At 72.5% G+C, this 17,062-nt stretch carries 13 protein-coding genes; 7 read left to right on the plus strand and 6 right to left on the minus strand.

Going from position 1 to position 17,062, the window contains the following annotated elements; all coding sequences use genetic code 11:
- A partial coding sequence (locus HG542_RS15130; protein WP_171081648.1) for a PQQ-binding-like beta-propeller repeat protein occupies positions 1-1,456 on the plus strand: 1,456 nt, incomplete at its 5' end.
- A 65-nt stretch (positions 1,457-1,521) separates the two neighbouring features.
- On the opposite strand, the gene HG542_RS15135 is transcribed toward HG542_RS15130, so the two are convergent.
- From HG542_RS15135 to HG542_RS15145, 3 genes are read right to left on the minus strand one after another with little or no spacing between them, the layout of a single operon-like run.
- Positions 1,522-2,289 carry an enoyl-CoA hydratase/isomerase family protein gene (locus HG542_RS15135; protein ID WP_171081650.1) on the minus strand — a complete coding sequence of 256 codons (768 nt, stop codon included), beginning with the start codon at positions 2,287-2,289 and terminating at the stop codon, positions 1,522-1,524.
- Positions 2,286-2,747, minus strand: coding sequence for a Zn-ribbon domain-containing OB-fold protein (locus HG542_RS15140; protein ID WP_227725921.1), 462 nt, complete (start codon positions 2,745-2,747; stop codon positions 2,286-2,288). The genes HG542_RS15135 and HG542_RS15140 overlap by 4 nt, the downstream gene beginning before the upstream one ends.
- A 4-nt stretch (positions 2,748-2,751) precedes the next feature.
- The gene (locus HG542_RS15145) at positions 2,752-3,918 is read right to left on the minus strand and encodes a lipid-transfer protein (RefSeq protein WP_373313068.1); all 1,167 of its coding nucleotides are present in this window, start codon (positions 3,916-3,918) and stop codon (positions 2,752-2,754) included.
- Positions 3,919-4,080: 162 nt separating this feature from the next.
- On the opposite strand from HG542_RS15145, the gene HG542_RS15150 reads away from it, so the two are divergent.
- Positions 4,081-5,718: a FadD3 family acyl-CoA ligase gene (locus tag HG542_RS15150; protein WP_171081652.1), complete on the plus strand. Its 1,638-nt coding sequence runs from the start codon at positions 4,081-4,083 to the stop codon at positions 5,716-5,718.
- A 334-nt stretch (positions 5,719-6,052) separates the two neighbouring features.
- Here HG542_RS15150 and HG542_RS15155 read toward each other — a convergent pair whose 3' ends face one another.
- The 3 genes from HG542_RS15155 to afsR all read right to left on the minus strand — a co-directional run bounded on the left by HG542_RS15155 (position 6,053) and on the right by afsR (position 10,465).
- Entirely contained in the window at positions 6,053-6,286 is a 234-nt protein-coding gene (locus HG542_RS15155; protein WP_171081653.1) for a hypothetical protein, read from the minus strand.
- 707 nt (positions 6,287-6,993) lie between these two features.
- Positions 6,994-7,248 (minus strand): hypothetical protein, encoded by a 255-nt coding sequence (locus HG542_RS15160; RefSeq protein ID WP_171081655.1) that lies wholly within the window; start codon positions 7,246-7,248, stop codon positions 6,994-6,996.
- 283 nt (positions 7,249-7,531) lie between these two features.
- Entirely contained in the window at positions 7,532-10,465 is a 2,934-nt protein-coding gene (gene afsR / locus HG542_RS15165; RefSeq protein WP_171081657.1) for an SARP-family global regulator AfsR, read from the minus strand.
- 177 nt (positions 10,466-10,642) lie between these two features.
- Between afsR and HG542_RS15170 the strand changes: the two genes are divergently transcribed.
- The 5 genes from HG542_RS15170 (at position 10,643) to HG542_RS15190 (ending at position 16,966) form a co-directional block, all read left to right on the plus strand.
- Positions 10,643-11,875 (plus strand): amidohydrolase family protein, encoded by a 1,233-nt coding sequence (locus tag HG542_RS15170; RefSeq protein WP_171081659.1) that lies wholly within the window; start codon positions 10,643-10,645, stop codon positions 11,873-11,875.
- A 46-nt stretch (positions 11,876-11,921) separates the two neighbouring features.
- Positions 11,922-12,839: a TIGR03619 family F420-dependent LLM class oxidoreductase gene (locus HG542_RS15175; protein ID WP_171081864.1), complete on the plus strand. Its 918-nt coding sequence runs from the start codon at positions 11,922-11,924 to the stop codon at positions 12,837-12,839.
- Between the two features lie 258 nt (positions 12,840-13,097).
- A complete protein-coding gene (locus HG542_RS15180; protein ID WP_171081661.1) occupies positions 13,098-13,865 on the plus strand; it encodes an SDR family NAD(P)-dependent oxidoreductase in 768 nt (255 codons plus the stop codon).
- Positions 13,866-13,954: 89 nt separating this feature from the next.
- On the plus strand, positions 13,955-15,085 hold the full coding sequence (locus HG542_RS15185; protein WP_171081663.1) for an LLM class flavin-dependent oxidoreductase: 1,131 nt from the start codon (positions 13,955-13,957) through the stop codon (positions 15,083-15,085).
- Between the two features lie 108 nt (positions 15,086-15,193).
- Positions 15,194-16,966, plus strand: a complete 1,773-nt coding sequence (locus HG542_RS15190; RefSeq protein ID WP_171081665.1) for an N-acyl-D-amino-acid deacylase family protein — start codon at positions 15,194-15,196, stop codon at positions 16,964-16,966.
- The last annotated feature ends 96 nt before the right edge of the window (positions 16,967-17,062 follow it).

Here is a 17,062-nt window from a genome sequence, read left to right on the forward strand (position 1 = left end):
TGCGGGCCCCGCGAGCCCCGCACGGTCCGTCGTCGGAGCGCCCGACCCCCGGGGCGGGCTGACCGGGCCGCAGGGCCGGCATGCCGCCGCCCCCGTCGCCGCTCCGCCCGAGGGAACGGTCCGGCTCGCCGGCTCGCAGGTGCCGATCGGCCCCGGCCCCCGGGTCGCGGACGCCCAGGCGCACCCGGCCGCCGGTCCCACGGCCGGCTGGGTCCGGCCCCCGTCCGAGGCCTCCGCCGCTCTGCCGGGCCAGGCGGGTGCACCGGCCGCGCCGCCCGCCCCCGTCGCGTCGCCCGATGCGGGCAGCACCAATGTCCAGGCCGACCAGGGGCGTTGGCGCCCGTGGCGGTTCCGCATGTCGAACGACGTGTGGGGCACGCCCACCGTCGCCGGGGACCTGCTGTACGTCACCTCGTTCGAGGTCCACGCGCTCGATGTCGCCAGCGGGCGGCGGCAGTTCAAGACCCGGGACGTTGCCTGGGCCATGGCCGTGGCCGACGGACGCATACACGCCTCGGACGGGCCCACGCTGTACGCGCTCGACGCGGCGGACGGCGCGGAGCGCTGGCGGCTCTCCACCGACGGCTGGGTGTACTCCCTGCGGGCCGAAGGCGGCACGGTCGTCACGGGCACCCGCGGCGGAGGCGTCCAGGCATGGGAGGCATCGACCGGCGAGCTGCTGTGGGAGACGGGCGGCGCCCAGACCGACTTCGAGACCCCGGACTGCGGGCCGGCCCTCCACGACGGCGTGGTCTACGTCTGGGCCGACGCGCGGCTGCGCGCCCTGGAGGCCCGCACGGGAGTCGAGCGGTGGTCGTATCCGGTGGGCGACGCGGCCTCGTGCGGCGGTGTCCCGGTGCGGCTGCTGGCCGCTCCGGACGGCATGGCGTACGTCGCCGCCGGTACGCGCCTGCTCGCCGTCGACGTGGCGCGCGGCGACGTGCGCTGGCGGTTCGAGGCCCCGGCGGTCTTCCTGTGCCCGCCCGCCTTCGCGCCCGGCCCCGTCGTCTCGGGCGGCGGCGTCTACATCGCGGACTACCTCGGCACCGTCTACGCGCTGGAAGCGGCCACGGGCCGTGACCGGTGGCGCATAGCGACGGAGGCACGGCAGTCGACGGAGCCGGTGCTCGTGGCGGACGGTTCCGTCCACCTGGGCAGCGGCGGCGCGCTCTACACCCTGGACGCGGTGACGGGCACGCCGAAGTGGCGGTTCGCGGCGGGCGGCGACATCGTGGGTGCCCCGGTGGCCGCCGACGGCCGGGTGCACTTCGGTTCCGCCGACCACTGCCTCTACACGGTCGACGCGGCAGGTGGCCAGCTCCGCTGGAAGCTGGCCACGGGCGGCGAGATCACCGGCTCACCCGTGGCCAAGGGCGGTGTCGTCTACGCCTGCAGCAAGGACCGCTGCGTGTACGCGCTCGACGCCGCCAAGGGAACCGGCCACACGCGGCGTTGACCGTGCGGGCGCCGGAGACGGTCCACACCCGGCGTTGACGGGTCGGGCATCGGTCGGTGCCCGCCTCAGCGCAACCGGTATTCGCGGGAGCGCGCCGTGAAGAGGTCCGCCTGGTGTGCCGGCGGCAGATTGCCGAGCGTGACGAGGTGCGGCGCCAGGGCCAGTGCATGGGAGCGGGCCTGCTCCTTGGCCGCCCAGAGGGCCCGCACGGTGCCCTGCACGGCCTCCGTCGGCTGCGCCGCGATGACGGCCGCGGCGCGCAGGGCAGCCTCCACGGCGCCGCCGGGCGGGGTCAGTTCGGACACCAGGCCGATCTCGTACGCGCGTTGCGCCGAGAGGCGCTCGGCCGTGCCCATCAGTGCCGTCCGCGCGGCTTCACCGAACGGCATGCGCCCGGCCATGTACAGGGACTCGTACGCGCTGACCATGCCGTACGTGGTGTGCGGGTCGAAGAAGGTGGCGTTCCGGGAGGCGACCACGAACTCGGATTCGCCCAGCAGGTAGAAGGCGCCGCCGCAGGCCATGCCGTTCACCGCGGCGATCACGGGCTTCCACAGGTCCGAGGCTTTGGGGCCGATCGTGAGCAGCGGGTCGTCCAGGGAGTACGGCGACGCGGGCTGCGGCGTCTCCGTGGTGCGGTCGAGGCCCGTGCAGAAAGCGCGGTCGCCTGTTCCGGTGAGGACGATGCAGCGGATCGCGGTGTCGCCGCGGAACTCGCGCCACAGCGCGGTCAGTTCGGCGGCGGTGGCGGCGTCGATGGCGTTGAGGCGGTCCGGGCGGTTCAGGGCCACCAGTGCGACGCCGTCCGCGCCGCTCTCCACGGTCGTGGTCATGACCGCTCCGGCGTCCAGCGGGGGAGTGCCATCCCCTGGACCCGTGGGAAGACGGCCCGTACGGCCGCGCCGATGCGCAGGTCCTCCGGGGCCGCGGAGTCGATCTCCGCGTCCGGGGAGGCGACCAGGTTGCCCACCAGACGGATGCCGGGTGCGTCGGCGAGCTCGACGAGGACCACGTTGTACGGGGCGTGTGCGGCGTAGCCGGGCAGCAGGGGCGGGTGGGGCCGGACGTATGACCAGATGTGACCGGTTCCGCTCGTCAGGCGCCAACTACTGGTGAAGGAATGGCACTTCGGGCAGCAGGGGCGGGGCGGGAAGCGGGGTTCGCGGCAGTCGGAGCAGATCTGTATGCGCAGTTCGCCCCGTGCTGCGAAGTCCCAGAAAGGGGCGCCGTCCGCGTCCGGGACCGGTGCCAGGAGGCCGTTGTCAGTGGTGGCCCTCATCATGGGGGACATGAGTTCAACTCCTCAGCAGAAGCGCCGATGTGGGGACTCCCTCGCCCGCCGTGACCAGGCACGTCGCGGCGCCGGGGACCTGCGCGGTCGAGCTGCCGCGGAGCTGCCTGACTCCCTCGTTGATGAGGTTGAAGCCGTGGACGTACGCCTCGCTGAGGCCGCCCCCGCCGGTGTTGAGCGGGAGCCGGCCGCCGAGCTCCAGCGCGCCGCCCTCGGTGAAGGCCGCGCCCTCGCCGCGTCCGCAGAAGCCGTAGCCCTCCAGGGAAAGGGGGATGAGCGGGGTGAACGCGTCGTAGATCTGGGCGACATGGACGTCGCACGGGCCGAAGTCCGCGTGCTTCCAGAGGTGTCGGGCGGCGGTCCAGGAGGGGCCGGTCAGGGGGGATTCCGTCCAGTAGTTGACCATGCCGTGGTGCTGGGCCGGCAGGGCCTGGGCGACGGAGTGGATGTAGACGGGGGCGGCCCGGCAGTCCCGGGCCCGCTCAGCGGGGACGACGACGCAGGCCAGCGCGCCGTCCGTCTCCAGACAGTTGTCGAAGAGGCAGAGCGGTTCGCTGATCCAGCGCGAGGTCATGTACATCTCGCGCGTCAGCGGGCGGTCGTACATGATCGCGGCGGGGTTCTGGTTGGCGCGGTTGCGGCAGGCGAGAGCGACGTTGAAGAAGTGGTCGCGGGTGGCGCCGTATTCGTGCATGTAGCGCCGGGCCAGCATGGCTATCTCGTCGACCGGGCGCAGGAGTCCATACGGACGGGTCCACTGCGCGGGCGTGGGGAGCTGGGCCTGCGTGTTCCGCCAGGGGCGGGGGCCCGAGCCGCGCTTGCGTGAGCGCCAGGCCACGCCGACGGTCGCCTGTCCCGTGGTGATGGCCGCCGCCAGGTGGGCCACGGTCGCACAGGAGCCGCCGCCTCCGTAGCCGACCCGGGAGAAGAAGGTCACGTCGCCGGCGCCGATGGACTTGGCGACCTCGACCTCGTCGGTCTCCTCCATGGTGTACGAGGCGAAGGCGTCGACCTCGGACGGGGCGATGCCGGCGTCGTCCAGCGCCGCCAGGATGGCGCGGCACGCCAAGGTCTTTTCGGATTCGGGGAGTTGTTTCGCGAAAGGAGTCTGACCAATGCCGACGATCGCCGTCGCGTCCTTGAGCGGTGCCGCCGTCGTCCTCATCGCCATCGCCGCCTCGGTGGTGTCGGCGCCGGTCGTGCCGGCACTGTCGCCCGTGCTGCTGCATGCCGTGTTGCTGCAAGCTGTGCTGCTGACAGCGCGGAAGGCTATCGCTAATCTGACGTGCCGTCAGCTAGTTCGGCGGGCGGCCGAGGATGGCGAGGGTGTCCGATGTACGGTGACCTGGAGTTCGGATCGATACCCCGTCTCGTCCGCACCGCCGCCGAGCGGTACGGCGACCGCGAGGCCGTCGTCGAGGGCCGGTCCCGGACCGGCTACCGGCAGCTCGGCGAGCGCGTCGAACGAGCCGCCGCCGCGTGCCTCGCCGCCGGCGTCGAGCCCGGTGACCGGGTCGCGGTCTGGGCGCCCAACACGGCGGACTGGATCGTCTGCGCCCTCGGCGCGGTCACGGCCGGAGCCGTGCTGGTTCCCGTCAACACCCGCTTCAAGGGCGCCGAAGCGGCCCATGTGCTGGCGCGCACCCGGGCGAAGCTGCTGTTCGTCACCGGCACCTTCCTCGGCACGTCCTACGTCGCCACGCTCCGCCGGGCGGCGGGCACCAATGGGGGAACCGGCCCTGGCGCCGGCCCCCTGCCCGGGCTGCCTCACCTGCGCCGCGCGGTGGTCCTCGCCGATGCCGCACCCGCATCGGCCGGCTTTCTCACCTGGAAGGAGTTCCTCGCAGCGGGGGAGACCGTCTCCCCCCGGGAGGTCCGGGCACGCGCCGATGCCGTCCGGGCCGATGCGCCCTCCGACATTCTCTTCACCTCGGGCACCACCGGCGAGCCCAAGGGGGCCGTCATCACCCACGCACAGACGTTGCGGGCGTTCGGCACCTGGAGCGAGCTGGCCGGACTGCGGGAAGGAGACCGCTATCTGATCGTCAACCCCTTCTTCCACACCTTCGGCTACAAGGCCGGCATCGTCGCCGCCCTCATGCGCGGCGCGACGATGGTCCCGCTGCCCGTCTTCACCCCGGAAGCGGCGCTCGCCCTGATCGCCGCCGAGCGGATCACGGTGTTGCCCGGGCCGCCCACACTCCACCAGGCGCTGCTGGAACACCCGTTGCGGGGGGCGTACGACCTGTCGTCGCTGCGGGTCGTGGTGACCGGTGCGGCCACGGTGCCCCGGCGGCTGGTCGAGCGGCTGCGCGACGAGCTGGGGATACCGGTCGTGCTGACCGCCTACGGCATGAGCGAGGCCACCGGGCTGGTGACGATGTGCCGGCGCGGGGACTCCGCGGAGGTCGTGGCGGGGACGTCGGGACGGGCTGTTCCCGGTACCGAGGTCAAGGTGGTCGGTGCCGACGGTGCGGCGCGGCCGGCGGGGGAGCCCGGCGAGGTGCTGGTGCGGGGCCACCAGGTGATGTCCGGCTACTTCGAGGACCCCGCTGCCACGGCGCGGGCCGTCGACTCCGGCGGCTGGCTGCACACCGGCGACGTCGGCGTCCTGGACGGTGAGGGCAACCTGCGGATCACCGACCGGCTCAAGGACATGTTCATCGTGGGCGGGTTCAACGCCTTCCCCGCCGAGATCGAGCAGCTCCTGGCCCGGCACCCGGGCGTTGCCGAGGCCGCGGTCGTCGGAGTGCCGGACGCGAGGCTGGGTGAGGTCGGCAGGGCCTTCGTGGTGCGGAGTGCGGGCGCCGCGGCGGCCGGGCTGACGGCCGAGGGGCTGATCGGGTGGGCGAGGAGGGAGATGGCCAACTACAAGGTGCCGCGCGAGGTGGAGTTCGTGGCGGAGCTGCCGCGCAATGCGGCGGGGAAGGTGCTCAAGGGGGCGCTGCGGCGGAGGTGTTCATGCCGCTGACGGCTCTGGGACGCGGGAGCGGGAGCGGGAGGCGGGGCGCGGGACGGTGATCGTCGCCATCCGGTACGGCTGACGTCCGGACGGGGACGTGATGGTGATCACCGGCCCGCGCCTCCGCAAGGCGAAGTGCCGGCTGCCGAGGCCGGGTGCTTCGCGCTCATGGCCGACCCCGGGGCGGCTGTCGGCGGACCTGGGGGGGCGTCGGGCCGAGCCGTCTGTCCGCCCGCCTGTCCGCCCGTCCACCGGGCAGACCCCCGCAGACCGCCGGGCCGCGCACTGGGCCGTCCGCCGGCGAGCCGCACCGATGTCGGCGCGCCGGCGACGACGTCAGACGTCAGCGGTCGCCCATGCCGTGGTCGTCGGCACCGAAGCCCACGAAGCCTCCTGTGTCGCCCTGCATGTGGTCGTCCGACCCGAAGGCGGGGCCTGCGTGGTGGGCGAGGGGCTGGGCCATGCTGTGGTCGTCGGCCGAGGCCTGTGCCGTGCTCAGGAAGGCTGCCGCACCAGTGAGCGCGAGTATGGCGCAGGCCTTCGTGGCGGCCTTGGCTATGGACTTCGTGCCGTTCATCGTGACTCCTCCGAATCGGGGGTGCGGTGTCCCGGCGGGGCGGGGCACCGATGTGACGGTGGGGTGTTCCGGCGGCCGTGGTGGGGCCGCAAGTGCAGTGCTGTGCGGTGGATATGGATGACAGGTGCCGGTGTCCGGTTCGAGTGAACCCGGGTGCGGGAGCCTCCGCTGTAGCACCGAGGCCTTCCTTGACCCGGTGTTGACGGTTCCACGTCGTGGGCAGTCGCCCCTGCGGTGTGTGAACAGCCGCAGGGACCGGCATCGACGGCTCCCCCTCCGCGCCGTCGGTGCCGGCCCCTGTCGATCCCCCGTTGCGGCCACCCCGTTCTCCGGTGGGCCGTTGTGGCCCGGAGGAACGGGTGCCGGGTATGTGCGATGTGGTGCTGGGTGGTGCTGGACTTGCCGGTGGTGCTGCTTGCCGATTCGGCTGGGGAGTTGTCCCGTTTCCCCCGTTGCTCCCCAGCCCTGGAGGCTTCCCCCGAGGAGAGAACGTCCCCCGTTCCCCCGTCCCTCTCCGAGCCTCTCCGCGCCTGTCCTACAGTTCCCCCGTCGATCCCCCGTCGATCCCCCCGGATCGTCGGCCCCCCGGTTCCTCTTCCCCCCGTTCCTCCTCCCCCGTGCTGTCCCCCGTCGTATCCCCCCGGGGAGCGGAGCCCTGGCCCGATGGGCCCGGGCTCCGCCCGGTTGCCGGCGGCAGGCCTGCCGGCCTAGTAGGGCTTCTCGGCGTCTTCCATCGTGAAGACGGGAGCCTCGGTCATGTGATCGTCCATCATGACCCGCTCCGGACCGGTCCCGTGGTCGTCCGCAGGAGACTTCCCGCGGGCGGCCGCGTTCGCGGTGAGCCCCTTCGTGCCGGTGCCGTGGTCGTCGGCCGGTGCCAGTCGTGCGGCGAGGTCGTGCGTCCCCGTGCCGTGGTCGTCCAGAGGCGATGCCGCAGGACTGACCTGGCTCTCGTCGCGCATTGTCGTCAACTCCGTCTGTTCAGTGCGAGTCGTTGGTGGTCTGGGGAGTGTGCGACCCGCCCGGCGACTCCCCCGAGAACCGCCGGACGGGTGCCCTTCCAGGGCTGTTCACCCTAAAGGTGAGGCCTCACCTACGACCCGCCTGCCCCCCGATGCAGCGGATCGACGAACCTCAGACTGGACCCTCGCGATAAACGATCGATGAACGGGCACGTGGAACGGGTTTTTACCGGGGCCGCAGCGGGAAACGGGCCCCGGAATCCACCCCTCTCATCACGTCCGTCTAAGCCGCTTGGACCGGAGCCAGTAGACCGCGGACCTCCGCCGCCTCCGACGAGCCCAACTGGTCGAAAAGGGACAGGGCTTCGGTCCAGCAGGCGTGTGCGCGTCCCGTCTGGCCGAGGGCGTCGAGGCTGCGCCCGAGCACGGTCAGCACGTTGGCCCGGCGCCAGTCGCCGCCGAGGGTGCGCAGCACGGCCAGTGCTTGTTCGGCGTGGGCCGCGGCCTGGGCGAGTTGTCCGGTGGCGAGGTGGAGTTCGGCCATGCGGAAGAGCGTCATGCCTTCCCACATCCGCTGGCGGTTCTCGCGGAAGACGGGCATGGCCTCCAGGAGGCTGGTCATGGCCTCTTCGTGGCGTCCTGCCGCGGTGAGGGCGAGGGCGTAGGCGTAGAGGGCGTTGGCATGGCGCCAGGAGACGTTGACCTCGCGGTAGAGGTGGATGGCCTGTTCGGCGAGGGCGAGTGCGGATTCGACGCGGCCGGTGGACAGATGGACGCGGGAGAGATTGCAGAGGGCGCTGGCCTCGCCGGGGCGGTTGCCGTCGGCGCGGAAGGCGGCGAGGGCCTGTTCGCCGTAGATCTCGCCGTCCTCGTAGCGGTGCTGGTAATTGGCGATGATCCCGCGGTTGTTGGAGGCGTAGCACAGCGGGATGGCGTCCTGGGTGAGGCGTCCGAGGTCGACTGCGGCGCTGGCGTGGTCTTCGGCGAGTTCGAAGCGTCCGGCGAAGTGGTAGACGTGCGTGAGGACGGTCCTGGCGCGGCCTTCGGCGCGGGTGTCGCCGCTCGCCTGGCTGGAGGCGAGCAGGGTGATGGCGGCCTGTTCGTACTGGCGGGAGTCGGCGCCGGATTCGGCCAGGTCCTTGGCGGCGAGGAGCAGGTCGACGGCGCGGCGCAGGGTGTCGCCGGTGGAGTCGGCGTGCTGGCGCACGCAGGCGAGCAGGCATCCGGCCTCGGAGAAGAGCCAGTTGCCGGCGGCTGCGGGGTCGGTGAAGGCCAGTCCGGGGTGGGCGGTGGGTGCCAGGTGGGCGCGCAGCGGGTCGCCGGGCCGTTCCAGCACGTACACGCCCGCCGCCGTGGCCAGGTAGAAGTCCAGCAGGCGGGAGAGGGCGGTTTCCCGTTCGTCCGGGGAGTGTTCGTCGCGTTCGGCGCAGGAACGCGCGTAGAGGCGTACGAGGTCGTGATAGCGGTAGCGGCCGGGTGCCGCTGACTCCAGGAGCGAGGTGTCGACCAGGGACTCCAGGACGTCCTCGGCGTGGTCGGCGTCCATGTCCAGGACGGCGGCCGCGGCGGCGAGCGAGATGTCCGGCCCGTCGGCCAGGCCCAGCAGGCGGAAGGCACGGGCCTGTTCGGCGGTCAGCTGCCCGTAGCCGAGCTCGAACGTCGCCGTCACCGCCAGGTCACCGGCCCGCAGCTCGTCCAGCCGGCGCCGCTCGTCGGCCAGCTTGCGTGCCAGCACCGACACCGTCCACGTCCGCCGCGACGCCAGCCGGGACGCGGCGATACGGATCGCCAACGGCAGGAAACCACATGCAGCCACCACATCCATCGCCGCATCACGCTCCGCCCCCACCCGCTCCTCGCCCACGATGCGGGTGAAGAGGACGAGCGCCTCCTCGGGACTCATCACATCCAGATCCACGAGGTGTGCCCCGGCGAGGTCGACCATGCGGATGCGGCTGGTGACGAGGGCGGCGCAGCCCTCGTTGCCGGGCAGCAGCGGGCGGATCTGGGCGGCGTCGCGGGCGTTGTCGAGGAGGGCCAGGACGCGGCGGCCGTCGAGCGTGGAGCGGAAGAGGGCGGCGCGCTCCTCGACCCCGTCCGGGATGGCCGGGTCGGGGACGCCGAGGGCCCGCAGGAAGGAGCCCAGGACGGCCTCGGGCTCGGCGACGGCCGGGCCCGTGCCCTGGAGGTCCACGTAGAGCTGGCCGTCGGGGAAGTGGTGCCGTGCGGCGTGGGCGACGTGCACGGCGAGCGTCGTCTTGCCGACACCGCCGATGCCCGCGACCGCCGACACGGCCATCACACGGCCCTCGGCGGTGGCCAGCTGGTCGCTCAGCTCGTGCACCATGTCGGCGCGCCCGGTGAAGTCCGGGACGGTGGCGGGGAGCTGGGCGGGGCGGACGAAGGCGGGGCCCGCGGAGTTGCGGTCGCCGCCGGCCATGTGGAGGTTGAGGTCGGCGTCCGCCTGGAGGATGCGTTGCTGGAGTTCGGAGAGTTCGGGGCAGGGGTCGACGCCGAGTTCGTCGGCGAGGAGGCGGCGGGTGTCGGCGTAGACGGCCAGGGCCTCGGCCTGGCGTCCGCTGCGGTAGAGGGCGAGCATGAGGAGCTCGCGCAGCCGCTCGCGCAGCGGGTGGGCGGCGGTCAGGGCGGTGAGTTCGGAGACGGCCTCGGCGTGGCAGCCGACCTCCAGATCGAGGTCGAGCCGGGTCTCCAGCAGGCTCAGGCGCCATTCCGCCAGCCGGGTGCGCTGGGTCTCGGCGTAGGGGCCGGGCAGGCCGGCGAGCGGTTCGCCGTCCCATACGGCCAGGGAATCGGCGATCAGTTCACGCGCGCGCAGCCGGTTGCCCGCAGCCCGCGCCTTGTCCGCCTCACCGGCCAGCCGCTCGGCCGTGTCGATGTCCAGCCCGCCGGGCGTCACTTGGATCGCATATCCGCCGGACTCGCTGACGAGCGTGTCGGCATCCGGCCCGAAGGCCTTGCGCAGCCGTGAGGCGTACGTGCGCAGAGCGGCCAGGGCCGCGTGCGGGGGCTCCTCGCCCCACAGCGCGTCGACCAGCTCCGGGGCGGTGGCGGTGCGCCCGCCGCGCAGCAGCAGGGCTGCGAGCAGTGCCCGCTGCTGGGGTGAACCGGTGTTGAGCAGTTCCTCTCCGCGCCAGGCGCGGACGGGACCGAGCACGGTGAAGCGCAGTGCCTGCCCGTGCCCTGAATCGCCGGCCATCGTGACCCCCTGCCTGTCCTGCTCGGTCGCACCGGCCAGTCTGCCTTGTCCTAGCCGTTTACGTCAGCAGTGGTCCGGCCTCTCCACAAGGCCTGCCAAGGAACATCTCACCGACCGGATGACCGGTCGCCCCCCGCTCTCCTGACGTACCGTCAGATCGGCGCTACCGTGACGGCCATGGAGAGCTTCCCGACGATAATCTCGGTGGACGACCACACGGTCGAGCCCCCCGACGTCTGGCGGGACCGTCTTCCGGCGAAATTCCGCGACGCCGGGCCGCGGATCGTGCGGGCTCCGATCAAGGAGATGACCTTCCTGGGCGGCCGTTTCGCGCCGGTGATGGGAGCCCCCGGCGATGCGGGTCCGGTGGCGGACTGGTGGGTCTATGAGGATTTGCACCGTCCTCTCACCCGGCTGGATACCGCCGTCGGATACTCCAGGGACGACATCGGGCTGGAAGGGATCACCTACGAAGAGATGCGGCCGGGCTCGTTCAGCGTCCCCGAGCGGCTCGCCGACATGGACGCCAACCACGTGCAGTCCGCGCTCTGTTTCCCCACCTTTCCGCGCTTTTGCGGCCAGACCTTCACCGAGGCCGCAGACCGCGAACTGGCCCTGCTGTGCGTACGGGCCTACAACGACTGGATGACCGAGGAGTGGTGCGGTCCTGCAGCCCGCGGCCGCCTGATCCCGCTGGCGATCGTGCCGCTGTGGGACGCGGCACTGGCGGCGCAGGAGGTGCGGCGCAACGCGGCGCGGGGCGTGCGGGCCGTGTGCTTCTCCGAGATACCGCCGTATCTCGGCCTCCCCTCGGTCCACACCGACGCCTGGGACCCTTTCCTGCGCGCATGCGACGAGACCGGCACGGTCGTCGCCATGCACATCGGCTCGTCCTCCCGCATGCCGTCCACCTCCGAGGACGCACCACCCGCCGTGAGTTCGGCCCTCACCTTCGCCAACTGCTGCTTCTCGATGGCCGACTGGCTGATGTCGGGAGCCTTCACCCGCTTCCCGGACCTCCGCCTCATGTACGCCGAGGGGCAGATCGGCTGGATCCCGTACATCCTCGAACGGGCCGACACGGTATGGGAGAACAACCGTAAATGGGGAGGCATCGGCGACAAGGTGCTCGAACCCCCCTCGGAGCTCTTCGCGCAGCACATCCACGGCTGCTTCTTCGACGACGCCTTCGGGCTGCGCAACCTCGACGCGATCGGTGTCGGCAACGTCCTCTACGAGACCGACTACCCGCACAGCGACTCCACCTGGCCGCGCTCGCGGGAGGTGGCCGAGGAACAGATGGGGCACCTGACGCCGGATGTGGTGGAGCGCATCGTGCGCGGCAACGCGATCGAGCTGCTGGGACTGACACCGGACGGACTCTGGGCGGGGGCCCCGGCGCGTGGCTGAGGCCACGGGGCTGCGCGTCCTGCCCGAGGGCCGGCTGTCGTACGGGATGCAGCTGCCCGTGCAGTCGCTGAGCACGCTCTACGCCGAACCGTGGGAGGTGACGGCGGGACCCGCCGAGCTGCGCGAGGTGGCCCGCGCCGCGGACCGGCTGGGCTTCGCGTACGTCGCCACGTGCGACCACGTCGCGGTTCCCGCACGGCTCGCCGCCGCCATGGGCACCGTCTGGTACGACCCTGTCGCGACTCTCGCCCACGTGGCCGCCGTCACGGAACGCGTGCTGCTGCTCAGCCACGTCGCCGTCGCGGCGCTGCGGCACCCGCTCGTCACCGCGAAGCAGTACGCGACCGTGGACCGGCTGTCCGGCGGGCGGCTCGTCCTCGGCGTCGGCGCCGGGCACGTGCGGGAGGAATTCGAGGCGCTGGGCGTGGACTTCCGGCGGCGCGGGGAGATTCTCGACGAGACCGTCGACGCGCTGACCGCTGCGCTCGGGCCCGAGGAGTTCCCGGAGTTCCGGGGGCGGTTCTTCCGGTTCGCGGGGCTCGGGCTGGCGCCCCGGCCCGTACGGGTGCCGAGGCCGCCGGTGTGGGTCGGCGGTTCCTCGCCGGCGGCGCTGCGCCGGGCCGCGCTGCGCGGCGACGGCTGGCTCTCGCAGGGCGACCCGCGGGAGCGGCTGCCGGACCGGGTGGCGGAGCTGCGGCGGCTGCGGGAGGAGGCGGGGCGGACGGGGCCGTTCGCGATCGGGGCGATCACGGAGCCGCTGTACGTGGGACGTTCGGGGCGGTCGCCGTTCTCCGGGGGAGGGGTGCTGGCCGGCGGGCCGGAGGAACTCGCGGAGTCGCTGCGGGCGTACCGCGCGATGGGTGCGGACCAGATCCAGGTGCGGTTCCGCTGCCGCGGAGTGGCGGAACTGGTGGGACAGATGGAGGCCTTTGCCGGGGCGGTTGCACCTTTGCTCAACGGGTAGGGCCGCGGCGCCCCGTAAGGGGCGCGGGGAACTGCGCGATCAGCCACGACGCGCCCGCGGTCGAGGTTCTCGGGGCTTCGCCCCGGACCCCTGGGGCAGTCGTCCGGTTGCGGGCCGGTGGGGGCCGGTCGCGCAGTTCCCCGCGCCCCTTACGGGGCGGTGCTCCTGGTCGGTCGGGTGCGGGCCGTTCGTGGTTGCTCGCGCAGTTCCCCGCGCCCCTACGGGCGCCAAGGTGAAGGGCCGAGGAAGGAGAAGCCGATGGGCAGGCTCGACGGGCGCGTCATCCTCATCACGGGCGCATCGCGTGGCCAAGGAGCCGAGGAAGCACGCCTCTTCGCCGCCGAGGGTGCGCACGTCGTCCTGGCGGACGTCCTGGACAAGGAGGGCGCCGTCCTCGCCGCCGAACTCGGCGAGGACGTCGCCCGTTACGTCCATCTCGACGTCGGCGAGGAAGACGACTGGGACGCAGCCGTCGCAGCCGCCGCCGCGGCCTTCGGGCGTCTCGACGGGCTCGTCAACAACGCCGGCATCCTGCGGAACACCGCCCTCGTCGACACCTCGCTCGACGAGTACCACGAGGTCGTCCGCGTCAACCAGACCGGTACGTTCCTGGGCATGCGCGCCGCAGCGCCCTTGCTCGCGGCGGCCGGTGGCGGGACGGTCGTCAACATCTCGTCGTACGCGGGCCTTTCGGGCCTGCCACTGCTCACCTCCTACGCGGCGTCCAAGGCCGCCGTGCTCGGCATGACGCGGGTCGCGGCGCTGGAGCTGGCGGCGCAGGGGATCCGCGTCAACGCCGTGTGCCCCGGCGGCATCGACACCCCGATGATCAATCCGCGGCCGCAGAAGACCGGTGCGGCCATGGAGGAGATGTTCCGCACGCTGGTGCCGCTGGGGCGGATGGGCCGGCCGCCGGAGGTGGCACAGCTCGTGCTGTTCCTCAGCTCGGACGAGTCCTCGTACGTCACCGGACAGACCCTCGTCGTGGACGGCGGCTGGCTGTCGGCAGGTCGCATGCCCACGTGAACGCCCCGCTTATTGACGTCCGATGGCGCCGGTGCCAGAGTCGCACCAGCTCGATCTGACGGAGCGTCAGAAACAGGGATGGTGACCCCGTGGAATTCGGCATCTTCGTGCAGGGCTACGTACCGGCGAGCAGGCGGCGGGCCGATCCCCACGCCGAACACCACGCGCTGCTGGAGGAGGCCGAGTACGTCGTCCAGGCCGACCGCTCCGGCTTCAAGTACGCCTGGGCCACCGAGCACCACTTCCTCGACGAGTACTCCCATCTCTCCGCCAACGACGTCTTCCTCGGGTATCTCGCCCACGCGACCGACCGCATCCACCTCGGCTCCGGCATCTTCAACCCGCTTCCGCAGGTCAACCACCCGGTCAAGGTCGCCGAGAAGGCCGCCATGCTCGACCATCTCTCCGGCGGGCGCTTCGAGTTCGGCACCGGGCGCGGCGCGGGCAGTCACGAGATCCTCGGTTTCCTGCCCGGTATCTCCGACATGGACGTCACCAGGGAGATCTGGGAGGAGACGATCGCCGAGTTCCCCAGGATGTGGCTCCACGAGGAGTACCCCGGCTTCCACGGCCGCCACTGGTCCCTGCCGCCCCGCAAGGTGCTGCCCAAGCCGTACGGTCCGGCCCACCCGCCCATGTGGTACGCCGCCGGGTCGCCGTCCTCGTACGCCATGGCGGCCCGCAAGGGGCTGGGGGTGCTGGGGTTCAGTGTGCAGAAGGTCGGCGACATGGAGTGGGTCGTCGACTCGTACAAGACCGCGGTCAAGGACGCGGAGCCGGTCGGCGCGTTCGTCAACGACAACGTGATGGTGACGTCCACGGCCATCTGTGCCGAGACCTCGCAGGAGGCACGGCGGATCGCCGCCGCCGGTGGCCTCAACTACCTCCAGTCGCTGCTCTTCCGCTACCACGACACCTTCCCCCGCCCCGAGGGCATCCCGCGGTGGCCCGAGCTGCTGCCCGAGTACACCGAGGAGATCGTCGAACTGCTCGTCGCCGAGGAGCTGATGATCTGCGGCGACCCGGACGAGGTCCTGCGCCAGTGCAAACGGTGGGAGCAGGCGGGCGCCGACCAGCTCGTCTTCGGGCTGCCGGTCGGGGTGCCGTACGAGGACACGATGCAGACGATCCGGCTCATCGGCGAGCACGTCATCCCGAAGATCGACACGGATCCGGTGCACCGCACCACCCGCTTCCGCCGGGCCGCGGGCCGCCGCTGAGCGCCCCGCACCCCCAGTGCGCCGGGGCGGCGCCTCCCGGGTCGCCGCCCCGGCTTCCGCCTGCCACCTGTACGGACGCCTGTCCCGTCGAGTGAGAGGAAGCCGCCCATGCTCGACCACCTCTACCGCCGCGTCACCGTCGTCGACGGCACCGGAGCCGCGGCCTACGTGGCGGATGTCGGCATACGGGCCGGCCGGATCGCGGTGATCGACAGGACGAGCGGATCCGCCAGGGTCATGGGGGCCGGGCGGACCGGCGAGCGGGCCCGCACCGAGGAGGACGCGCACGGGCTCGTCCTCGCGCCCGGCTTCGTCGACCCGCACACCCACTACGACGCCCAGCTCTTCTGGGACCCGTACGCCACCCCGTCCCTCGGCCACGGCGTCACGACCGTCGTCGGCGGCAACTGCGGTTTCTCGCTGGCCCCGCTGCACCCCGGCCGCCCCGGGGACGCGGACTACACGCGGCGGATGATGAGCAGGGTCGAAGGGATGTCGCTGGCCGCGCTGGAGGAGGGCGCGCCCTGGACCTGGTCGTCCTTCGGCGACTACCTCGACGCGCTGGAGGGGCGCATCGCCGTCAACGCCGGCTTCATGGCCGGCCACTGCGCCCTGCGCCGCCGGGTGATGGGCGCGGAGGCCGTGGGCACCGCCGACCCCGGTGCCGAGGGGCTGCGGCGGATGACCGCGCAGCTGCACGAGGCGCTGGACGCGGGCGCCCTGGGCCTGTCCACCACCCGCTCCGCGACCCATGCGGACGGCGACGGCCGGCCCGTCGCCTCCCGCTGGGCGCGGCCCGGGGAGCTGCACGCGCTGGCCCGTGCCGTGGGGGAGCACGAGGGCACCCAGCTGGAGGCCATCGTCGACGGCTGCCTCGACCGCTTCGCCGACGAGGAGATCGAGCTCCTCGTCGACATGACGACGGCCGCCGGCCGCCCCCTCAACTGGAACGTCCTGACCATCGACGCGGCCGTCCCCGACCGCGTCCCCCGCCAGCTCGCCGCGAGCGAGCGCGCCCGAGCGGCGGGCGGCCGCATCGTCGCGCTGACCATGCCCGTGCTCGCCCCCATGAACATGTCGCTGCGCACCTTCTGCGCCCTGAACCTGCTGCCCGGCTGGGGCGACGTCCTGACCCTGCCCGTGCCGCAGCGCATCGACCGGCTGCGGGATCCCGCGGTCCGGACGGAACTCCTGCGCCGGGCGCGGAGCGAGGAGGCCGGCGTCTTCCGGCGGCTCGCCGACTTCGACCGTTACGTCATCGGCGACACCTACGCCAAGGAGAACGACGGCCTGAGCGGACGCGTGGTCCGCGACATCGCCGCCGAACGCGGCATGGACCCCTTCGCCTGCCTCGTGGAGATCTGCGCGGCCGACGAGCTCCGCACGGTCCTGTGGCCGATGCCCACGGACAACGACGACGCCAGCTGGGGACTGCGCCGCCGGACCTGGGACCACGAGGACGTCCTCCTCGGCGGTTCCGACGCGGGCGCCCACCTGGACCGCATGTGCGGGGCGCCGTACCCGACGCGCTTCCTCGGCGACTGCCTGCGGGGCCGGAAGCTGGTGCCGCTGGAGCGGGCGGTACGGATGCTGACGGACGAGCCGGCGCGGCTGTTCGGCCTGCGCGGCCGGGGCCGCATCGCCGAGGGCTGGTGGGCGGACCTGGTGCTCTTCGATCCGGAGCGGGTGGACGCGGGGGCGGCGACCCTGGTGCACGACCTCCCGGGGGACGGACCCCGCCTGGACGCACGGGCGTTGGGGGTGGTGAGCGTGCGGGTCAACGGTGTGGAGACGGTACGGCACGACGTGGTGACGGGGGCGGTGCCGGGGAAGGTGCTGCGGTCGGGGAGGGATACGGAGACGGTGGGGACGGGGGCGTGAGGCGGCCGGACGGGAAATTTTTGAATCGGGACAAATAGGGTGGGGGTGCGGATATCGCGGCGAGGGCGCGGGTGTGGCGAGCCTGCTTGTTACCCG

Origin of the sequence: Streptomyces morookaense (assembly GCF_013030945.1) — a bacterium.
GTDB classification, from domain to species: domain Bacteria; phylum Actinomycetota; class Actinomycetes; order Streptomycetales; family Streptomycetaceae; genus Streptomyces; species Streptomyces morookaensis.

What these genes read in the sequence shown, in the direction of transcription:
- HG542_RS15135 (WP_171081650.1), bottom strand. Translation starts at nt 2,289, where the DNA reads ATGACCACGACCGTGGAGAGCGGCGCGGACGGCGTCGCACTGGTGGCC.
- HG542_RS15140 (WP_227725921.1), bottom strand. Translation starts at nt 2,747, where the DNA reads ATGTCCCCCATGATGAGGGCCACCACTGACAACGGCCTCCTGGCACCG.
- HG542_RS15145 (WP_373313068.1), bottom strand. Translation starts at nt 3,918, where the DNA reads ATGGCGATGAGGACGACGGCGGCACCGCTCAAGGACGCGACGGCGATC.
- HG542_RS15150 (WP_171081652.1), top strand. Translation starts at nt 4,081, where the DNA reads ATGTACGGTGACCTGGAGTTCGGATCGATACCCCGTCTCGTCCGCACC.
- HG542_RS15155 (WP_171081653.1), bottom strand. Translation starts at nt 6,286, where the DNA reads ATGAACGGCACGAAGTCCATAGCCAAGGCCGCCACGAAGGCCTGCGCC.
- HG542_RS15160 (WP_171081655.1), bottom strand. Translation starts at nt 7,248, where the DNA reads ATGCGCGACGAGAGCCAGGTCAGTCCTGCGGCATCGCCTCTGGACGAC.
- afsR (WP_171081657.1), bottom strand. Translation starts at nt 10,465, where the DNA reads ATGGCCGGCGATTCAGGGCACGGGCAGGCACTGCGCTTCACCGTGCTC.
- HG542_RS15170 (WP_171081659.1), top strand. Translation starts at nt 10,643, where the DNA reads ATGGAGAGCTTCCCGACGATAATCTCGGTGGACGACCACACGGTCGAG.
- HG542_RS15175 (WP_171081864.1), top strand. Translation starts at nt 11,922, where the DNA reads ATGCAGCTGCCCGTGCAGTCGCTGAGCACGCTCTACGCCGAACCGTGG.
- HG542_RS15180 (WP_171081661.1), top strand. Translation starts at nt 13,098, where the DNA reads ATGGGCAGGCTCGACGGGCGCGTCATCCTCATCACGGGCGCATCGCGT.
- HG542_RS15190 (WP_171081665.1), top strand. Translation starts at nt 15,194, where the DNA reads ATGCTCGACCACCTCTACCGCCGCGTCACCGTCGTCGACGGCACCGGA.